Origin of the sequence: Microbacterium sp. HMWF026 (assembly GCF_003061325.1) — a bacterium.
GTDB lineage: Bacteria > Actinomycetota > Actinomycetes > Actinomycetales > Microbacteriaceae > Microbacterium > Microbacterium testaceum_E.
This window is the reverse complement of the sequence record NZ_QAJB01000014.1, coordinates 1-18,673: the sequence shown is the minus strand read 5'-3', so window position 1 is coordinate 18,673 and position 18,673 is coordinate 1. Positions and strand designations below refer to the sequence as shown.

At 71.8% G+C, this 18,673-nt stretch carries 16 protein-coding genes; 4 read left to right on the top strand and 12 right to left on the bottom strand.

The genetic code is table 11. The annotated features are described in order from the left end of the window. Positions 1–337: 337 nt before the first annotated feature. Both galK and galT read right to left on the bottom strand, forming a co-directional pair. Positions 338–1,489 (bottom strand): galactokinase, encoded by a 1,152-nt coding sequence (gene galK / locus DBR36_RS00610; RefSeq protein WP_108317104.1) that lies wholly within the window; start codon positions 1,487–1,489, stop codon positions 338–340. Next, complete coding sequence (galT, locus tag DBR36_RS00605) at positions 1,486–2,577, bottom strand: galactose-1-phosphate uridylyltransferase (protein WP_258222487.1); 1,092 nt, start codon at positions 2,575–2,577, stop codon at positions 1,486–1,488. Before galT ends, galK begins: the two co-directional genes overlap by 4 nt. Before the next feature lie 134 nt (positions 2,578–2,711). On the opposite strand from galT, the gene DBR36_RS00600 reads away from it, so the two are divergent. Next, positions 2,712–3,677: a LacI family DNA-binding transcriptional regulator gene (locus tag DBR36_RS00600; protein WP_108317102.1), complete on the top strand. Its 966-nt coding sequence runs from the start codon at positions 2,712–2,714 to the stop codon at positions 3,675–3,677. Between the two features lie 91 nt (positions 3,678–3,768). Here the strand turns inward: DBR36_RS00600 and DBR36_RS00595 are convergent, their stop codons facing one another. The 4 genes from DBR36_RS00595 to DBR36_RS00580 all read right to left on the bottom strand — a co-directional run bounded on the left by DBR36_RS00595 (position 3,769) and on the right by DBR36_RS00580 (position 9,036). Next, positions 3,769–5,097 (bottom strand): ABC transporter substrate-binding protein, encoded by a 1,329-nt coding sequence (locus tag DBR36_RS00595; RefSeq protein ID WP_108317101.1) that lies wholly within the window; start codon positions 5,095–5,097, stop codon positions 3,769–3,771. A gap of 74 nt (positions 5,098–5,171) precedes the next feature. Further along, positions 5,172–6,080: a carbohydrate ABC transporter permease gene (locus tag DBR36_RS00590; RefSeq protein ID WP_258222486.1), complete on the bottom strand. Its 909-nt coding sequence runs from the start codon at positions 6,078–6,080 to the stop codon at positions 5,172–5,174. After that, positions 6,077–7,006, bottom strand: coding sequence for a carbohydrate ABC transporter permease (locus DBR36_RS00585; RefSeq protein WP_108317100.1), 930 nt, complete (start codon positions 7,004–7,006; stop codon positions 6,077–6,079). Before DBR36_RS00585 ends, DBR36_RS00590 begins: the two co-directional genes overlap by 4 nt. Further along, complete coding sequence (locus tag DBR36_RS00580; RefSeq protein WP_108317099.1) at positions 7,003–9,036, bottom strand: beta-galactosidase; 2,034 nt, start codon at positions 9,034–9,036, stop codon at positions 7,003–7,005. Before DBR36_RS00580 ends, DBR36_RS00585 begins: the two co-directional genes overlap by 4 nt. A 138-nt stretch (positions 9,037–9,174) precedes the next feature. Between DBR36_RS00580 and DBR36_RS00575 the strand changes: the two genes are divergently transcribed. Continuing rightward, positions 9,175–10,191, top strand: a complete 1,017-nt coding sequence (locus DBR36_RS00575) for a LacI family DNA-binding transcriptional regulator (RefSeq protein ID WP_108317098.1) — start codon at positions 9,175–9,177, stop codon at positions 10,189–10,191. 139 nt (positions 10,192–10,330) lie between these two features. Here DBR36_RS00575 and DBR36_RS00570 read toward each other — a convergent pair whose 3' ends face one another. Continuing rightward, positions 10,331–10,915: a TetR/AcrR family transcriptional regulator gene (locus DBR36_RS00570; protein ID WP_108317097.1), complete on the bottom strand. Its 585-nt coding sequence runs from the start codon at positions 10,913–10,915 to the stop codon at positions 10,331–10,333. Positions 10,916–10,983: 68 nt separating this feature from the next. Between DBR36_RS00570 and DBR36_RS00565 the strand changes: the two genes are divergently transcribed. Next, the gene (locus tag DBR36_RS00565) at positions 10,984–12,255 is read left to right on the top strand and encodes an MFS transporter (protein WP_258222485.1); all 1,272 of its coding nucleotides are present in this window, start codon (positions 10,984–10,986) and stop codon (positions 12,253–12,255) included. Between the two features lie 14 nt (positions 12,256–12,269). Here the strand turns inward: DBR36_RS00565 and DBR36_RS00560 are convergent, their stop codons facing one another. Then, on the bottom strand, positions 12,270–13,526 hold the full coding sequence (locus DBR36_RS00560) for an MFS transporter (RefSeq protein ID WP_181373425.1): 1,257 nt from the start codon (positions 13,524–13,526) through the stop codon (positions 12,270–12,272). A gap of 64 nt (positions 13,527–13,590) precedes the next feature. Between DBR36_RS00560 and DBR36_RS00555 the strand changes: the two genes are divergently transcribed. Next, positions 13,591–14,160, top strand: coding sequence for a CGNR zinc finger domain-containing protein (locus DBR36_RS00555; RefSeq protein WP_108317094.1), 570 nt, complete (start codon positions 13,591–13,593; stop codon positions 14,158–14,160). Between the two features lie 13 nt (positions 14,161–14,173). Here the strand turns inward: DBR36_RS00555 and DBR36_RS00550 are convergent, their stop codons facing one another. The 4 genes from DBR36_RS00550 to DBR36_RS00535 form a co-directional block, all read right to left on the bottom strand. Next, on the bottom strand, positions 14,174–14,614 hold the full coding sequence (locus DBR36_RS00550) for a cupin domain-containing protein (protein ID WP_108317093.1): 441 nt from the start codon (positions 14,612–14,614) through the stop codon (positions 14,174–14,176). Further along, a complete protein-coding gene (locus tag DBR36_RS00545) occupies positions 14,611–15,165 on the bottom strand; it encodes a pyridoxamine 5'-phosphate oxidase family protein (RefSeq protein WP_258222484.1) in 555 nt (184 codons plus the stop codon). Before DBR36_RS00545 ends, DBR36_RS00550 begins: the two co-directional genes overlap by 4 nt. 248 nt (positions 15,166–15,413) lie before the next feature. Beyond that, the gene (locus DBR36_RS00540) at positions 15,414–17,135 is read right to left on the bottom strand and encodes a glycoside hydrolase family 35 protein (RefSeq protein WP_108317092.1); all 1,722 of its coding nucleotides are present in this window, start codon (positions 17,133–17,135) and stop codon (positions 15,414–15,416) included. 14 nt (positions 17,136–17,149) lie between these two features. Then, positions 17,150–18,670, bottom strand: a complete 1,521-nt coding sequence (locus tag DBR36_RS00535) for an alpha-N-arabinofuranosidase (RefSeq protein WP_108317091.1) — start codon at positions 18,668–18,670, stop codon at positions 17,150–17,152. Between the last annotated feature and the right edge of the window lie 3 nt (positions 18,671–18,673).

Below are 18,673 nucleotides of genomic sequence, written 5' to 3'. Positions count from 1 at the left end.
CACCGTGTCTCGGCACGAGCAGCGTTTATCGCGCGGCGGCGCGGTGCTTCGCGCCGTCACCCGCCGTGTGCGGGCGTGCCGCCGCCGTCACCCGCCGTACGCGCACGTGCCGCCGCCGTGACCCGCCGCCCTCGCTCCCCTCGATAAACGCCGTTCCTGCCGAAACACGCGGACGCACACCGTGTCTCGGCAAGAACGGCGTTTATCGGAGCCGGGACCGGAGCCCGGACCGGAGCCGGAGCCCGGACCGGAGCCGCGGCCCGGGCCCGGGCCGTCGCCGGGCCCGCGGCCGGGCGAGGCGAGCGAAGTGCCCCAGCCGACCCTCTGCGCCGCGACCTCACGCGTCGCGGCGCGCGCCCTCGGACGGGGTCACCGTGAAGATGTTCGGGCGGCGGAACCCGGATGCCGCGAACGCGGCCAGGACCGCCTCGGTCGCCGCCGGAATGAGCCCGACAGGCATCAGCGCGATCGCCGCGCCGCCGAAGCCGCCGCCCGTCATGCGCGCACCCAGCGCGCCCGCGCCCAGCGCGGTCTCGACGGCGAGGTCGAGCTCGGGCACCGAGATCTCGAAGTCGTCGCGCATCGACGCGTGCGACGCGACGAGCAGATCGCCGATCGCGGCGGGACCGTCGGTATCGAGGGCCGCGACCGTGTCGAGCACCCGTTGGTTCTCGGTCACGACGTGGCGGACGCGGCGGAAGGTCACGTCGTCCAGGATCTCGGCGGCGCGGGGCAGGTCGTCGACCGTCAGGTCGCGCAGCGACGCGACGCCGAAGGCCGCCGCACCCCGCTCGCACGCCTCGCGGCGCTCGCGGTAGCCGCCGGTGGAGTGGGCGTGCTCGACGAGCGTGTCGACGACGAGGATCGCAAGTCCCGCCTCGGCGAAGCCCAGCGCGACGGGCCGCGTCTCGAGCGTGCGGCAGTCGAGGAAGGTCGCGGCGTCGGCGACCCCCAGCATCGAGGCCATCTGATCCATGATCCCGGTGGGGGCGCCGACGGCGTCGTTCTCGGCGATGCGGCCGACGCGGGCCAGGGTGACCTTGTCGAGGCCGGCGGTCCACACGTCGTTGAGGGCGGATGCCACGGCCCCCTCGATCGCGGCGGACGACGACAGGCCGGCGCCCACCGGCACCTCGGACGACACCGCGATGTCGACGCCGCGGGGGGTGGCATCCGGGGCCTCACGGAGCAGCGCCCACGCCACACCCAGCGGGTAGCCCGCCCAGTCGAGGCCGCCGGCGGCGATGCGCGCGTCGAGCTCGGCGAGCGGTACCTCGACCGCGTCGTCGGCGAACGTCGAGCGAACGCGGATCACGTCGTCGTCGCGCAGCGCGACGGCGGCGGCGGTGCGCTGCGCGATCGCGAAGGGGAAGACGAAGCCCTCGTTGTAGTCGGTGTGCTCGCCGATGAGGTTGGCACGGCCGGGAGCCGACCACACCCCCACGGGGGTGGCGGCGAGAAGGGTGCGGGCGTCGTCGACGGCGGTCATGCCGTCACCTCCGGAACGGTGTCGAGGGCGGCGCGCAGGCGCTCGGCCTGCGACTCGGGGGTCACGTCGCCGATCCAGGCGCCCATGGCGGCCTCGGACCCGGCGAGGTACTTCAGCTTGTCGGCGGCGCGGCGCGGCGACGTGATCTGCAGGTTGAGGCGCACGGCATCCCGTCCCCGTCCGACCGGAGCCTGATGCCAGGCGGCGATGTAGGGGGTGGGGGTGTCGTAGAGCGCGTCGATGCCGCGCAGCAGGCGCAGGTAGAAGGGGGCGAGCTCGTCGCGCTCGGCATCGCTCGTCTCGGCCAGGTCGGCCACGTTGCGGTGAGGGAGCACGTGCACCTCGATCGGCCAGCGCGCGGCGAAGGGAACGAATGCCGTCCAGTGCTCTCCGCGCAGTACGACGCGTTCGCCGGCCTGCTCGAAGTCGAGGATGCGGGCGAACAGGTCGTCGGACGTGCGCGCGACCGTGTCGAGCAGGCGGTGCGTGCGGGGCGTGACGTAGGGGTAGGCGTAGACCTGTCCGTGCGGATGGGGGAGCGTGACGCCGATCTCCTGCCCGCGGTTCTCGAAGGGGAACACCTGACGGATGCCGGGCAGAGCCGACAACGCCGCGGTCCGGTCGGCCCACGCCTCGATGACGGTGCGGGCGCGGGTGCGCGAGAGCGAGCCGAACGAGCCCTCGTGCGCGGGGCTGAAGCACACGACCTCGCACCGGCCGACCGAGGTGCGGGTGCGACCGAGACCCAGGTGCTCGAGGTCGTCGGAGCCGCGCGGCGGGTCGACGGCGGCGGGGGCGTCTCCGGTCGCGTCGTCGAGGGCGGGACCGAACGAGGGGGACTTGTTCTCGAAGACGGCGACGTCATAGAGCGAGGGGATCTCGGAGGGATTCGTCGGCGTCTGCGGCGACAGCGGGTCGAGGTGCGCGGGCGGCAGGAACGCGCGGTTCTGGCGATTGGATGCCACGGTGATCCAGTCGCCGGTCAGGACGTCCTGGCGCATGGTCGCGGTCGTGGGCCGCGGGTCGAGGGTGCGCGCGTCGATCGCGCGCTCGGGTCCGAGCGTGGTGCCCGGATCGTCGAAGTACATCAGTTCGCGGCCGTCGGCGAGACGGGTCGAGCGCTTGACGACGCCCGCGCCCAGCGGCGTGGCGGAGGGGGTGTCCGTGTTCACGATAACACGCTACAGAGCGCGCGTGATATCGTCAACATGCAGGGGGTGCGATGCGCGTATCGATGGCCGACGTGGCCGCGAGGGCCGGGGTCTCGGCGCAGACCGTGTCGCGCGTCGCGAACGCGAGCCCCCGGGTCGACCCGGCCACGCGCGTCCGCGTCGAGCAGGCCATGGCCGAGCTGGGCTACCGCATGCACCGCGCCGCACGCGCCCTGCGCACCGGGCAGACCTCGACCATCGGCCTGGTGGTCGCGACCCTCGCGTCCGTGGGCAACTCGCGCATGCTGCAGGCGATCTCCGAGGCGGCGGCCGCCCGCGACTACGCCCTGGCCGTCGTCACCGTGGGGGAGCGCGGCATCCACGAGGCCTTCGCGCGCCTGCGCGCCCAGGGCGTCGACGGCGCCGTCGTGCTCAACGAGGCCACCGACCTCGCGCGCGGCGTCGAACCGCCCGCGGACCTGCACATCGTGGTGGTCGACTCGCCGCCCGACGACCGCTTCTCGATCGTCCAGACGGCCCACGCGGACGGCGCCCGCATCGCCACCGCGCATCTTCTCGCCGCCGGTCACGACACCGTGCACCACCTCGCCGGACCCGCCGGGTCGTTCGCCGCCGCCGAGCGCGAGCGCGGGTGGCGCGAAGCGCTGGCCTCCGCCGGCGTCCACGTGGCCGAGCCGGCGCGAGGTGACTGGACCTCGGCATCCGGTCATTCCGCCGTGGCCCGGCTGGCCGCGGCCACGGCGATCTTCGTCGCGAACGACCAGATGGCCCTGGGCGCCCTGCGCGCCCTCGCCGACGCCGGTCGGCGCGTGCCCGACGACGTCGCGGTGGTCGGTTTCGACGACATCGTGGATGCCGCCGAGTTCCGGCCGCCGCTGACGACCGTCCGCCAGGACTTCGACGCCCTCGGGCACCGGGCGGTCACGGCCCTCGTCGCCGCGATCGAGGGCGGCGCGCCCGTCGCCGAGACCGTGGCGGCGACGCTCGTGGTGCGCGCGAGCAGCGCTCGGGCCTGACCCGGGACGCGGTGTGCCTCGGCCGCCGCCGTGCGCACGACGACGCCCGCGGATGCCGGAGCATCCGCGGGCGCCTGTCAGGGGGTGTGCGTTACTTCTTCACGGGGATGGACTGCGACTCCAGCGTGCCGATGGTGGCATCCTGGCCCTTCTGCAGCGCGTCGACCAGCGTGCCGTTTCCGCTGACCGCGGCCTTGAAGCCGTCCGAGACGTCGGCGTAGGTCTTGGTCATGGTCGGGCCCCACACGAAGTCGGGGGTGACCTCGGTCGCGGCCTTGGCGAAGACGTCGTAGATCTTCTGGCCGCCGTAGAACTCCACGCCCTGCGCGAGCGAGGGGAGCTTCAGACCCTCGGTCGTGGCGGGGTAGATGTTCGCCTCCTGGTTGAGGGCGGTCAGCGCCTCTTCCGAGGTGTTCAGCCACAGGGCGAACTTCGTCGCCTCGTAGGGGTGCTCGCTGCCCTTGAGGACCGCGATGGACGATCCGCCCCAGTTGCCCGCGACCTTCTCGCCGGCCGCCCACTGCGGCAGGTCCGAGACGGCCCAGCCGCCCGCGGTGTCGGGAGCGCCGCTCGAGATCGAGTTGGCGCCCCAGACGGCCGAGTTCCACGTCCAGACCTGGCTGGAGTTGTAGGCGTTGTTCCACTCGTCGGTCCACGCCGGGTAGGTCGAGACGAGGTCCTGGTCGATCAGGGACTGCCAGTACTCGGCGACCTTCTCGGAGGCGGGGTCGGTCAGCGAGACCGTCCAGCCGTCCGCGTCGTTGCCGAACCACTGTCCGCCGGCCTGCCACACGAAGCCCGCGAACTGGTTGATGTCGGACTGCGAGAAGTTGGTGATGTACCCGCCGAGCGCGCGGATCTTCTTCGCGGCCTCGGTGTACTCGTCCCACGTGGTGGGGATCGCGATGCCGTTCTTCTCGAACAGGTCCTTGCGGTAGAACAGCGCCATCGGACCGATGTCCTGGGGGATGCCGTAGACCGCGCCGTCCTCGCCGAGGGCGACCTGGTTCCACGCCCACCCGACGAACTGGTCCTTGGCGGCGACGACGTCGGAGCAGCCGCCAATGTTCTCGAGCCCGTCCTGCACGAGGAAGTTCGGCAGCGCGTCGTACTCGATCTGACCGAGGTCGGGGGCGTTGCCGGCGGCGATCTGGTTGAAGAAGTTCTGGTACGTGCCGCTGTTGCCGTTCGGGCCGGTCTGCACCTTGACCTGGATGTCGGGATTCTCCGAGTTCCACATCTCGACGACCTTCTCGATGCCCGGGATCCACGAGGTGAACTCGAGGGTGACGGGACCGTCGGCGGGGGCGCAGTCGGCCGCCGAGGCGGCGTCGTCGCCGCTTCCGCCGCCGGCGCAGCCGGCCAGGAGCAGAGCCGACAGGGCGACGCCGGAGGTCGCCGCGAGGATTCTGTGCTTCATGCGAATGCCTTTCTCTGGTGACCCGGACGCGCCGTTTGCGTCCGGGGTGGGGGCGGCGGGAGCCGCCGAAGGGATCACTTCAGGGCACCGGTCCCGAGACCGTTGCGCCAGAAGCGCTGGAGGAGCAGGAAGATGACGATGAGGGGGATGACCGACAGCAGGGCGCCGATCAGGACGAGCCCGCGCAGCTCGGGGATCTGGTTGAGCTGGTTGTTCCAGCCGTAGAGCCCGAAGACGACGGGGAAGAGCTCTTCGCTGCGCAGCATGATCAGCGGCAGGAAGAAGTTGTTCCAGATCGCCACGAACTGGAACAGGAACATGGTCACCAGTGCCGGGCTCATCAGCCGCAGGCTCACGGTGAAGAAGGTGCGGATCTCGCCCGCGCCGTCCAAGCGGCTCGCCTCGAGCAGTTCGTCGGGCACCGACGACGCGGCGAAGATCCGCGCGAGGTACACGCCGAAGGGGCTGACCAGTGACGGGAGGAACACCGCCCAGAACGTGTTGGTGAGCTGCACCTGGCTGAAGATGAGGAACAGCGGCAGGGCCAGGGCCGTAGCCGGGACCAGGACGCCACCGAGGACGACGTCGAAGACCAGCTCGCGGCCCGGGAAGCGGTACTTCGCCAGCGCGTAGCCCGCCATCGCCGCCAGCAGCGTCGCCACCGCGCCGCCGAGGCCCGCGTACAGCAGCGAGTTGCCGAGCCAGCGCAGGAAGACACCGTCGCGGTACGCGAACAGGTCGCCGATGTTCGAGAACAGGCGCATGTCGGCGAACCACAGCGGGTTCGTGGTCAGGATGTCGCCGGTGCTCTTGCTCGAGGCCACGAGCAGCCACCACAGCGGCAGCAGGAAGTACACCGTGAAGACGGCCATGACGAGCATCGCCGAGGTGCGCGAGACCAGCGGCTCGCGGACCGCACCGGAGCGGGTGCCGCGGGCGGGACGCGTGCCGCGCGCGGGGCGGAGGGTGGTGACGGCGCTCATGCGTTGCCCTTCTTCTGCATCCACTTCATGAAGCCGAACGACAGCACGAAGGTGGTCACGGCCAGCACCACGGAGAACGCCGCGGCGAGGTTCGCATTGGGGATGGATGCCGTGGCGTACACGGTCATGTTCGGAGTGAAGGTGCTGGTGACCGCCGAGCTGAACGAGCGAAACACCTGCGGCTCGGCCAGCAGCTGCAGCGTGCCGATGATCGAGAAGATCGCGGTCATGACGATCGCCGGACGCGCGAGGGGGATCTTGATCGACCACGCGATGCGGAACTGTCCGGCGCCGTCGAGGCGGGCCGCCTCGTAGATCTCGCTGGGGATCGACAGCAGAGACGAGTAGATGATGAGCATGTTGTAGCCCACGTAGACCCAGGTGACGACGTTCGCGATCGACCACAGCACCAGGTCGGCTCCGAGGAAGTCGACGTTCTGCGTCAGGGCCGTGAACGGCGAGAGGTTGGGCGAGAAGAGCGAGCCCCACATGATCGCGGCGATGACACCCGGAACGGCGTAGGGCACGAAGAACGCCAGGCGGAAGAAGCGCTTGCCCTTGAGCAGCGGCGAATCCAGCAGCAGCGCGAAGACCAGGGCGAGGCCCAGCATGACCGGTACCTGCACCACGCCGAAGGCGAGCATGCGCAGCATCGACGACCAGAAGGCCTCGTTCTGGAACACCTGCGCGTACTGCGCGAAGCCGCCGAACACGAGCTCCGCTTTGCCGAAGGTGCCCTCGCGGCGGACGACGAGCAGCGACTGCACGACCGCGAACACGATGGGCAGCACGTAGAACAGCGCGAAGAGCACCGCGAAGGGGGCGAGCAGGATGACGATCGCGCTCTTGAACGGCACGCGCGGGCGCCGGGGCTTCGGCTCGCTCGCGCGCGCGGCCCGCGTCGGGGCCGGGACGGTGGTGGTCACAGGGTCTCCTCGATGATGCGGACGGCTCCGCCGGCGACGGCGACGACGCCCTCGACGGGCTCGCCGGTGATCGCGTCGCGGCCGTGCGCCGCGATCTCGACCGCCTCGGTGGTGTGGTTGACGACGAACGTGAACGCGCGCTCCGCGTCCGCGCGACGCACGACCTCGACGCCCGGGCGGGCGGGGATCGGACGGATGCCGGCGGCCTCGGCCGCGGTCGAGAGCAGGTCGCGGTACGCCTCGGCGGAGGGCAGCGTGGCGAGGTACCACGCGGTGCCGGCGCCGACGCGGCGCCGGGTGCGGGCGGGCAGGCCCGCGGCGGGACCGTCGACGAAGCGGGCGTCGACCTCGGCGTCGACCGCGCGCAGGCGCTCCGACCAGATCGATCCGGTCGTGCCGTCGTCGAGCGCGACGGTCTGCGCGGGGCCGAGGGGCGCGAACTCCTCGGAGACGATGCCGAGCAGGTCGCGGAACGCCCCGGGGTAGCCGCCGAGGCGCACGCGGTCGCGCTCGTCGACGATGCCGCTGGCGAAGGTGATCACGGCCGTGCCGCCGGTCTCGACGAAGCGGGCGATGCGCTCGGCGTCGGCATCGCGGACGAGGTGCAGGGCGGGGACGACGACCAGGCGGTAGGCGGACAGGTCGGCGCCGGCCGAGACGACGTCGGTGGACACGCCCGCCGCGGCGAGGGCGGCGTGGGCCGCGTGCACCTGGTCGAGGTAGCGGACGTCCTCGCTGGGGCGGCCCTCGTTCTCGAGCGCCCACCAGCTCTCCCAGTCGAACAGCACCGCGGCGTCCGAGACGACGGTCGAGCCCGCGACCGGCTGCAGGGCGCGCAGGGTCTGGCCGAGTTCGATGACGCTGCGCCACTGGGCGGTGTCGGTGCCGGCGTGCGGCAGCAGGGCGGAGTGAAATTTCTCCGCTCCCTGCGCCGAGGCCCGCCACTGGAAGAAGCAGATGCCGTCCGCACCGCGGGCGACGTGCGAGACGACGTTTCGCAGCAGCTCGCCCTGGCCCTTGGCGAGGTTGTGGGGCTGCCAGTTGACCGCACCGGTGGAGGTCTCCATCAGCAGCCAGGGCGTTCCTGCGGCGAGCCCGCGGGTGAGGTCGGCCGCGAAGCTCAGCTCGGCGAGCGGGTCGGGCAGGCGCCGGTCGAGGTAGTGGTCGTTGGCGATGACGTCCATCTCGCCGGCCCACGAGAAGTAGTCGAGGGCGCGGATGTGCGCGGTGACCATGAAGTTCGTCGTGACCGGTGCCGAGCTGCGCGCGCGGATCACGGCGGCCTCGGCGCGGTAGAGCTCGAGCTGCTGGTCGGACGAGAAGCGCTGGAAGTCCAGCAGCTGACCGGGGTTGCGCAGCGACAGGGCGGCCATCGGGGGGAGGATCTGCTCCCACGCGCTGTAGCGCTGGCTCCAGAACGAGGTGCCCCACGCGGCGTTGAGGGCGGCGAGCGAGCCGTAGCGCGCCTCGAGCCACGCGCGGAACGCGACGGCGCTGGCGTCGCAGTAGCAGAGGGCGTTGTGGCATCCCAGTTCGTTCGAGACGTGCCACATGGCCAGGGCGGGGTGGTCGGCGTAGCGCTCGACGACGCGGCGGCTGAGTTCGGCGGCGTACCCGCGGAAGATCGGCGAGCTGGGGCAGTAGGCCTGGCGTCCGCCGGGGAAGCGGCGCGTGCCGTCCTCGGTGACGGGGAGGATCTCGGGATGCCGTGCCGTCACCCACGGCGCGGGCGAGGCCGTCGCCGTGCCGAGGTTGACCCGGATGCCGTGCGCGTGGGCGAGGTCCATGACCTCGTCGAGTTCGTCGAAGGTCCAGACACCGCGGTCGGGGTTGACCCACGACCACCCGAAGATGTTGACGGCGACCAGACCGACGCCGGCCTCGCGCATGAGGCGCATGTCCTCGTCCCAGACGTCGCGGTCCCACTGCTCGGGGTTGTAGTCGCACCCGAACACCAGACCCTCGCGGGTCAGCGAAGACAGCGGAGCGTCCTCTCGGGTCCGAGGGGCCAGATGGTCGACGGCAAGCATCCGGGGGTCGCTCCTTCGCGGGTTCTGTGAACGTGCACACATTCGCGATGACCGAAGCCGGTCAGGAATGTGTGAACGTGCACATACTGACACGGGACGACGCGGTCGTCAACTGCCGGCTTTCGCTAGGCTGACCCCATGACGCCTCCTCCGCCCGGGCGCCGGCGCAGCACCGTGCACGACGTGGCGAAGGCGGCCGGGGTCTCGCGAGGTACCGTCAGCCGTGTCCTCAACGGCGGATACGTTTCGGATCACGCGCGAGAGGCCATCCAGGCCGCGATCCGCGAGGTGGGCTACGTCCCCAACAACGCCGCGCGCACGCTCGTCCGCCAGCGCACGCAGGCGGTCGGCTTCATCGTCCACGAGCCCCACTCGCTGTTCCTCGAAGACCCCAACATCGGCGGCATCCTGCTGGGTGCCAACACCGCTCTGTCGCAGGCCGACTATCAGATGGTGTGTCTCGTGATCGACACCGATCGCGACACCGACCGCGTCGCGCGGTACCTGAGCGGCGGCTTCGTCGACGGCGCGGTCATCGTCTCGGCCCGTCAGCACGACCCCATCACCGATGTCGTCGAGCGCCTCGGCCTGCCCGTCGCCTACGTGGGCCACCCGCCGGGCATCAGCCGGCCCTGGGTCGGCATCGACAACCTCGGCGCCGCGCGGGCCATCACCGCGCGCGTGCGTTCCTCCGGGCGCCGGCGCATCGGCATGATCGCCGCCGCCCTCGATCGGGACTCGGGCAGCGACCGTCTCGCGGGGTTCCGCGAGGCTCTGGGGGACGACTTCGACGAGACGCTCGTCGAGTCCGTACCGCTCTACGCCTTTGCCGACGGAGAGGCGGGCATGCGGCGCCTGCTCGAGCGCGCCCCCGACATCGACGCGGTCTTCGGAGCCTCGGATGCCGTGGCCGCCGGAGCCGTCCAGGCGCTGCGGGCCGCCGGTCGCCGGGTCCCCGACGACGTCGGGGTCGTGGGGTTCGACGACAGCGCGTGGGCGCGGCGCACCGACCCGCCGTTGACGACGGTCGATCAGCCGGCCGAGGGGCTGGGCGCCGCGGCCGCCGAGGCCGTGCTGCTGCAGCTCTCGGGCGGGGTGGCGGATGCCGGAGGCATCCTGCTCGACGCGCCGATCGTCTGGCGCGCGTCGGTCTAGCCCCGCCCTCGCGCGCTCCGTCGGCGTCGCGTCGCGCGGGCGTCGGTCGCGGTTCTGGCGTTCGGGGCGCCGTTCTGCGTTCGGGGCGCGAGATTTCCGCCCCGAGCGCAAGAACCCGCCCCGAACCGGGGGCCCGGCGTCAGCGCGGCTCGTGCCATCCCCGTTCGAGGATGCGGAAGCCCGCTTCGATCGTGGCGGCGGCGTCGTCGTGCTCGAAGGCGAGCAGCTGCAGCTGCAGCACTGTTCGCGCGTACACCCGGGTCTCGGCATCCGGCTCGCTCTGCCCCGTCGTCTGGGCGATGGCCTCGGCCAGGGCGTCTTCGTGGCGCAGCCACATCCGCGACGCATAGTCGTGCAGGGCGGGGGTGTCCGCGATCAGCTGCATGAAGCGTCGCCTTTGCGCGCCCGCGGGATCGAAGGCGAGATCGAGGAGCTCGCGCCGGTAGAGGTCGCGCAGCGCGTCCGAGACCGAGGTGCCGGGGCCACGATCGCGCACGGCGGCGACGAGCATCTCGCGTTGGGCATCGTCCTCGTCGAAGACGAGGGCCTCTTTCTGAGGGAAGTGCGCGAAGACGGTCGTGGGCGACACGTCGGCGGCGTCGGCGATCTCTCGGATGCTGACCTCGTCGAATCCCCGCTCGATGAAGAGAAGGGTCGCGGCGTCCGAAATGGCCTTCCGCGTCGCGGCCTTCTTGCGCTCGCGGCGACCCACCTCTGCACTCATGGCGACAGTGTACCGGTCTCGCTCCGAAACTGTATTGACACCGAAACTGGTACGACTACAGTTACGGCATGACTTCACTTCAGCCCTCACGCGAGCGCGGCCGTCGCGCCTGGACCATGCTCGTCGTCATCACGACGCTCACCACCGCCGGCATGACCGTCGTGCTGCCGGTGCTCCCCTTCGTGGTGCTGCGCTACGTGGCGAACCCCGCCGACCTCGCCGTGTGGGTCGGCATCCTCGAGACCATCAACGCGCTGTGCGCCTTCCTGGTCGCCCCGTTCCTCGGCCGCATCTCCGACCGCTTCGGTCGTCGGCCGGTGATCATCGTCGCCGGCTTCGGCGCCGCCCTCGGCTTCCTGCTCTTCGGTGTCGGGGGTGCGATCTGGGTGCTGCTGCTCGGCCGCATCGTGCAGGGCGTCACCGCCGGCGACCTTCCCGCCCTCTTCGCCTACCTCGCCGACATCACCCCGCCCGACAAGCGCGCTCGCCGCTTCGGGGTGCTCGGCGCGACCGCCGGGGTCGGCACGATGGTCGGCCCCGCTCTCGGCGGCACCCTCGCCGCGATCGACGTCGACCTGCCCGTGTTCGTGACGGCCGGGCTCGCCCTGACGGTCGCGATCCTCAGCATCTTCCTGCTGCCCGAGAGCCTCGCCCCCGACAAGCGCATCGCCACCCTCGATCTGCGGGCGGTGCACCCGTTCGCGGTGTTCCGCGGTGTCTTCCGCCGGCCGGAGCTGCGCGGATTGATGATCGGGCTGATCCTCGTCGGGCTGCCGTTCGGCTTCTTCGTCAACAACTTCAGCGTGCTCGCGCTGGACGCGATCTCGTGGAGCCCGACCGCGATCGGCCTGCTCACCGCGTGCGTCGGCATCATCGACATCGCGATCCAGGGCGTGCTGCTCGGCCTCCTGCTACCGCGCATCGGCGAGCGGGGCGTCGTCGTCAGCGGCATCGTCACCCAGGCGATCGGGCTCGTCGCCCTCGCCGGGGTCGCGTCGCTGTTCGCCCAGCCGTGGCTGTTCGTCGTCGGTGCGCTGACGCTCGCGGCGGGCCAGGGCGCGGCCCAAGCCACGATGGACGGTTTGCTCTCCAACGCCGTCGCCGACGACGAGCAGGGCTGGATCGCCGGGGCCGCGCAGTCCCTCAACGCCGCCGTCGGCACCGTCGCGCCGCTGGTCGCGGGCCTGCTCTACGCCCACGTCGCGCACGCCGCTCCCTACGTGCTGGGTGCGGCGCTCATGGTCGCCGCCGCGGTGGTCATCGGCCGCGCGCGCTTCGCGAGCCCGTCACTCCGGTCGAAGGCCCCGGATGCCGCGGAGCCCGCCGTCTCGACGCCGTGAGGCCTCGCCGCAGGTCAGCGCAGGGCGATGCTCGCGGCGTCGCGGATGGTGCGAAGCGGCGAAGCTGCCACCCACACGACGGTGAGGGCCACCCCGACGCACCCCGCGGCGATTCCGGCCCGGGTGCCCAGGGCTTCGCCGGCGAGGCCGCCGAGGCCCGCCCCGATCGCGACGACGCCGTAGGAGATCCACCGCACGGTCGCGTTCACTCGTCCGAGCAGGTGGTCGGGCGTCCGCAGTTGCCGCAGGGTGAGAGCCACCACGCTCGAGAGCGACGTGCCCGCGCCGTTGATCGCGAAGACACCCACCAGGGCGGCGACGATCACGGGCGGCGACCACGCGGCATCCACGAACGGGATGACGCCGAGAACGAGGCTCTCGGCTCCGGCGCAGGCGATCAGCACCGGTCCGACGCCGAACCGCCGCATGCTCGCGGGGGCGGCCGCGGCGCCGACCACGGCTCCCACCGCGCCGAGACTGAAGACGAGACCGAGATGCCCCGCGGTCAGGCCGAGCTCGCGCACGGCGTGCACGAGCAGCAGCACGGTGATCCATTGAGCGAACAGGTTGTAGATCGCCGAGAAGCCCACGAGCGAGACCAGATAGCGATCGTGTCGGACGAAACGCAGTCCCTCGCGCAGCTCGACGAGGGCGCCGCGGCGCTCAGGAAGGGGGCCGGGCTCGGAGGAACGGATGCCGAGGAGCGCCACGGCCGACACGGCATAGGTCACGGCCTGGGAGAGGAGGGCCCACGGGGCCGTCAGGGTCTGCACGAGCCACCCGCCCAGGCCCGGTCCCCCGACCTGGGCGGCGGAGGCGGTGGCCTGCAACCGCCCATTGGCTCGCTCGAGGTCGTCTCGCGCGGCGACCGTGGGGAGGAACGATTGGTACGCCACCTCGAACGCGACAGTGAAGGCCCCGATGACGAAGATGAGCCCCAGCAGCACGGGGAGGGTCAGCGACCCGGCCGCAGCCACGGCGACGAGAACGACGATGAGGGCCGCGCGCGCGATGTCGGCGGCGACGAGGACGGGCCGCCGTCGGCGCCGGTCGACCAGGACGCCCAGGGGGAGCGCGAGCAGCAGGAACGGCAGCCAGCGGGCGACCCCGACGAGCCCGGCTTCCGCGGCCGTCGCGTGCAGGACCACCACGGCCAGCAGGGGGACGGCGAGATCACCGACCTGGCTGCCCACGGCCGAGGTCGTCTGCGCCACCCAGAACCGGTGGAAGTCGCGGCCCAGTCGATTTCTAACGGGTGTATCCGTCTTCACCCGTTTAACTTCTCGTCTGGAAACGTAACGCGTCAACACCTTTTCGCGCATTACGCTGTCGAGTATGGGCGCGACGACCTTTCCCCGCGTCGGGGGCCACCCGGCCTTCGACCTCGTCGACACGGTGCACTGGCGCCTCGACGACGCGCGCGCGATCGACACGCTGCCGGACGTCGAGGCGGTGCTCGAGTGGTGCGCCGAGATCGACCTGGTCGACTCCGACGCCCTCCGCGCTCTCGCGTCCGCCGCGCGCGAGACGGCGGCCGCGGAACACACCGCGATCCTCGCGCTCCGCGAAGCCGTCTACGAGGCCGTCTTCGAGGACTCTCCGGATGCCGTGGCCCTTATCGCCCGCGAGCACATCGACGCCCTCAGCCGTTCGCGCCTGCACCGTGACGGCGACCGGTGGCACTGGCATCCGCCCGCCGATCGAACCGGTCCGCGTGCGGCGATCGCCCTGCTCGCCCACGACCTGCTGACCTCGGATCTGCGCGCGGCGCGACAGTGCGGCGACGACGCGTGCGGCTGGGTGTACCTCGACACCTCTCCCCGGCGCAACCGCATCTGGTGCACCGCCGCGGGCTGCGGCAACCGCAACCGCGTCAAGCGCCACCACGCGCGAACACGCGCCTGACGCCGAACCGCCGTCAGGCCCGGTCGCCCCAGGGCATCGGGCGTTCGGGGTCACGCGAGCTGTCGTCGGGCAGGGGCGGAAGAGCCTCGCCGCCCGCGCGGATGCAGAGCCACCGCAGCTCGCCCTCCCCGTCCGGGGTCGCGCGCCACGTGCGCCAGACGTTCTGCCCGACCCGCACCACGCTGCCGGGGCCGACGTCGATCACGTCGTCGTCGAGACCCATCTGGCCGCGCCCCTCGAGGAAGACGTACAGCTCCTCGACCCGGGTGTGCCGGTGCCAGTAACCCGCCTCCTCTCCGGGGAGGAGCGCGTTCGCCGTCATCCCGATGAACTGCATGGTCAGCTCCTGGTCGACGACGCGTCGCCCGTCGCGGGAGCGGGCCGGGGCGAACCCGCCGAAGTGGTCGCGCCAGTCGTCCAGCCCGCCGATCTCGGTGATCTCGTAGTCGCTCATCGGTTCTCGCTCTCGTTCGCGGGGTCTGTCCGCTGCCAGCCGTCCGGGGTGCGGCGGTAGACGGTGCGCAGGTGCCGGCGGTCGGGGGAGCCCTGCCAGAACTCGACCCGGTCGGGGACGAGTCGCCAGAGCACCCACCCGCCCGGCGCGATCGAGTCGCGGGCGGCGGCGGACCGGGCGGCGAGGTCGGCGGCGCTCTCGTCGGCCGAGGCTTCGACCACCCGCCCGCGCACGCGCACAGCGCGCAGAACCGCGGGCCACCAGAAGTTCAGCGCTGCGGCGGGCTGTGCCGCGAGCTGCGCCCCCTTGGCGGAGGCGCGCGGGCCGGCGAAGGCCCACCCCTCCGGCCCGAGGTCTTTCAAGATGAGCGTGCGCGCATCCGGGATGCCGTCGGCATCGACCGTCGCGAGGGTCGCGCCGTGCGCTTCGACGACGCCGGCGTCCAGGGCCTGCCGGATCCACCGCTCGAACAGCGCCTCCGGTGCGTCGGGGAGCGGCGCGGCATCCCGTTCGGGGGGAGTCCCGTGAGCGAGGGGATCGACCGGAGCCACGCAGCCATCGTCATGCCCCCATCCTGCTCCTCCCTAGCCCGGACTCTCCCGTGCGAGGCGCCACGAACCGGCATTTCGGCGCTTCGGGGGCGACAGGAACCGGCGCCTCGCGCGCGGGCGTGGCCGCGCGGGCCCTGGGTCGGGCGCCGGGCGGGAGGGGCGCCACCAGAACAGGGGATGCCACGAGAACAGGCCGACCCGCGAGGGATCGGCCTGTTCTCGGCGCACGCGCCTGTTCCCGTGACGGGCTACTCCTCGAGCTGCCCCAACGACGGTTCGGCGACGAACCGCGCGACCGGCTCGACCGCGTGCTCCAGCTCGAGCACAACGATCTCGTTCGCGCCGGCGCGGGTGGCGGGGCCGGGCACGTAGAGCGTGTTCTGCGGCACGTTGTTCCAGTACCGGCCGAGGAAGAAGCCGTTGACGAACGCGTAGCCCTTGCCCCACGAGCGCGTGTCGAGGAACAGGTCCGCGGGGGCGTCGAGGTCGAAGGACCCGCGCAGGAGAGCGCGGCCGAACGCGCCGGTCCCGCTTCCCCTGGCGGCCTCGAGGGCGACGGGGGTCGCCGTCCATCCGGTCAGCGGCTCGCCGTTCAGCGTGACCGGACCGATGAGTCCCTTCGCCTCACCGAGACGGTCGGCGTAGTTCACCCGACCCTGGTCCTCGACCAGCACCGTCAGGCGCGCGCCCGCCGGGATGGTCAGAGCGCGCTCGTGCAGCGTCCGCGACAGGCGGCCGACGGGCGTGCCGTCGACGTGCACCCACGCCAGGTCGCGGATCTCGTCGAACACGAGGGCCGCGGGCCCGGTGAAAGCGGGCAGCGCGACGTCGTAGCGCACGAGCGGGCCGAGGTGCGCGAGCTGCTCGAAGCTCGGCGGGTCGTCGGCCATCGCCGTCGGGGCGGCGCCCGGCATCCAATCCCCCTCGCCCGACAGGGCGACCTCGAGGACGGGGGCCTCGGGTCGAGGACCGGGTACGTCCGAGGGCACGGGCGCGTACTTGGCGATGACCTCGCGGAAGGCGTGGAACTTCGCCGTCGGGTGGCCGGACTCGTCGATCGGGGCGTCGTAGTCGTACGAGGTGACGATGGGGTCGAACCGGCCCTTGTCGTTCGCGCCGTTCGTGGTGCCGAAGTTCGTCCCGCCATGCACCATGTAGATGTTCACCGAGGCGCCGGCCGCGAGCAGCACATCCAGATCGTGGGCGGATGCCGCGGGGTCGGTCGTGTGGTGGATGCTGCCCCACCAGTCGAACCAGCCGTCCCAGAACTCGCTGCACATGAGCGGTCCCGTGGGCTGGTGCTGGCGGAGGGTCTCGAGGCGCTCGGCGGAGCGTGAGCCGAACGAGCCGGTCAGGTGCAGCTCGGGCAGGCTCCCCGCCTCGAGCATCCACGGCATGGGCTGGTCGACGGTGGTCAGCGGCACGGTGATTCCGGCGTCCCTCGTCACGCGCACGAGTTCGCGCAGGTAGTCCTTGTCCGAGCCGTAGGCGCCGTACTCGTTCTCGGTCTGCACGAGCACGACGTTGCCGCCGCGGTCGATCTGACGGGGAGCGACGATCTCGTACACGCGCCGCAGATACTCCGACACCGCCTCCATGAACCTCGGTTCGAAGCGACGGATGCCGATCCCCGGCGTCGACGTCAGCCATACCGGCAGCCCGCCGTTGTGCCACTCCGCGCAGATGTACGGCCCCGGGCGCACGATCGCGTGCAGTCCCTCGGCGGCGATCAGGTCGAGGAAGCGGCCCAGGTCGTTCCAGCCCGTGGCATCCCACTCCCCGCGGACGGGCTCGTGCGCGTTCCACGCCACGTAGGTCTCGATGGTGTTCAGGCCCATCGCCTTGGCGGTGCGGATGCGGTCCGCCCAGTGCTCGGGGTGGATGCGGAAGTAGTGCAGCGTTCCCGAGATGACCTGGTGGGGTCGTCCGTCGAGCAGGAAGTCGGTCTCGCCGAGGGAGAAGGTCGTCACGATGTCTTTCGGTATCAGTCGGTCAGGCGCGCGGTCAGGCGCACCCAGGCGAGGGCGGGGAGGGTGAAGCGCAGGATGCCGTCGGCTCCCGCCTCGACCGGCAGCGCGGTCGGGGCGACGGGTTCGGCGTCGGCGGAGTTGGTGGTGTGACGGTCGCCGCCGTCCGGAACCGTGACGACCACGGCCTCGACGTCGGTCACGCGCCCCAGATCGAGCTCGACGGCCGTGGACGACACGAGGTCGCGGTGAGCCAGGAACACCGCGACGGTGTCGCCGTCCACGGTGGCGACGGCGTCGACGGCATCCACCGTTCCGTGGCGGGCGGTGTCGATGCGGGCGCCGTCGACGCGGGGGAGGACGACGTGCCCGGTCGCGGCCTTCGCGGTGAGTGCGAAGGGGTGGAAGGTGCTCTGCCGCCACGCCGGACCGCCGTCGGGCTCGGTGCGGATGGGGGCGATGACGTTGACCAGCTGCGCGAGGTTGGCCATCGACACCCGGTCGGAGCGGCGGATGAGGGTGATCAGCAGGGAGCCGACGACGACGGCGTCTGTGACGGTGTAGTCGTCCTCGATCAGGCGCGGCGCGATCGGCCAGTCGCCGGTGAAGACGCGGGGCTTGTCGACCTCGTTCCAGCGGGTCTGGTTCCAGACGTTCCACTCGTCGACGCTGATGCCGATGAGACCCCCGTCGGGGGCGGTGGCGCCGGTGGCGTCGATGATGTCGACGACGTCGCCGATGTAACGGTCGAGGGCGGCGCCGCTGGCGAGGAAGCTCGCCGGATCGGCGGGGTCCTCCTCGTAATACGCGTGCACCGAGATGTGGTCGATCAGGCCCGCGGTGTGGCGCAGCACCGTGCGCTCCCACTCGCCGAAGGTGGGCATCTCGTGGTTGGAGCTGCCGGCGGCGACCAGCTCGACGTCGGGGTCGATGAAGCGCATCATGCGCGCGGTCTCGGCCGCGAGGCGGCCGTACTCGTCGGCGGTCTTGTGCCCGATCTGCCACGGGCCGTCCATCTCGTTGCCCAGGCACCACAGGCGGATGCCGAAGGGCTCGTCGCGCCCGTTGTCGCGACGGCGCTCGCTCAGGGCGGTGCCCGAGGGGTGGTTGGCGTACTCGAGCAGGTCGGCGGCCTCGGCGACGCCGCGCGTGCCGAGGTTGACCGCCTCCATGATCTCCAGGCCCGCGGCATCCGCCCATTCGGCGAACTCGTGCAGCCCCACCTGGTTGGTCTCGGTGCTGTGCCACGCGGCATCCAGCCTGACCGGACGCGCCTCGCGCGCCCCCACGCCGTCCTCCCACCGGTACCCCGAGACGAAGTTGCCGCCGGGGTAGCGCACCACCGTCGCCCCCAGCTCGCGCACCAGCGCGAGCACGTCGGCGCGGAAGCCCGCCGCGTCCGCCGTGCCGTGCCCGGGGGAATGGATGCCGTCGTACACGCAGCGGCCCATGTGCTCCACGAACGAGCCGAACAGGCGGCGCGGAACCGGGGCACCGGTCGCGGTGCGATCGACGACGATGCGGGTGGGGGAGGTCATTCG

Excerpts from the sequence above, each read along its gene's own strand:
- DBR36_RS00535 (WP_108317091.1), bottom strand. The coding sequence starts at position 18,670 with ATGACCTCCCCCACCCGCATCGTCGTCGATCGCACCGCGACCGGTGCC.
- DBR36_RS00595 (WP_108317101.1), bottom strand. The coding sequence starts at position 5,097 with ATGAAGCACAGAATCCTCGCGGCGACCTCCGGCGTCGCCCTGTCGGCT.
- DBR36_RS00570 (WP_108317097.1), bottom strand. The coding sequence starts at position 10,915 with ATGAGTGCAGAGGTGGGTCGCCGCGAGCGCAAGAAGGCCGCGACGCGG.
- DBR36_RS00565 (WP_258222485.1), top strand. The coding sequence starts at position 10,984 with ATGACTTCACTTCAGCCCTCACGCGAGCGCGGCCGTCGCGCCTGGACC.
- DBR36_RS00600 (WP_108317102.1), top strand. The coding sequence starts at position 2,712 with ATGCGCGTATCGATGGCCGACGTGGCCGCGAGGGCCGGGGTCTCGGCG.
- galT (WP_258222487.1), bottom strand. The coding sequence starts at position 2,577 with ATGTACTTCGACGATCCGGGCACCACGCTCGGACCCGAGCGCGCGATC.
- DBR36_RS00590 (WP_258222486.1), bottom strand. The coding sequence starts at position 6,080 with ATGAGCGCCGTCACCACCCTCCGCCCCGCGCGCGGCACGCGTCCCGCC.
- galK (WP_108317104.1), bottom strand. The coding sequence starts at position 1,489 with ATGACCGCCGTCGACGACGCCCGCACCCTTCTCGCCGCCACCCCCGTG.
- DBR36_RS00575 (WP_108317098.1), top strand. The coding sequence starts at position 9,175 with ATGACGCCTCCTCCGCCCGGGCGCCGGCGCAGCACCGTGCACGACGTG.
- DBR36_RS00550 (WP_108317093.1), bottom strand. The coding sequence starts at position 14,614 with ATGAGCGACTACGAGATCACCGAGATCGGCGGGCTGGACGACTGGCGC.
- DBR36_RS00580 (WP_108317099.1), bottom strand. The coding sequence starts at position 9,036 with ATGCTTGCCGTCGACCATCTGGCCCCTCGGACCCGAGAGGACGCTCCG.
- DBR36_RS00555 (WP_108317094.1), top strand. The coding sequence starts at position 13,591 with ATGGGCGCGACGACCTTTCCCCGCGTCGGGGGCCACCCGGCCTTCGAC.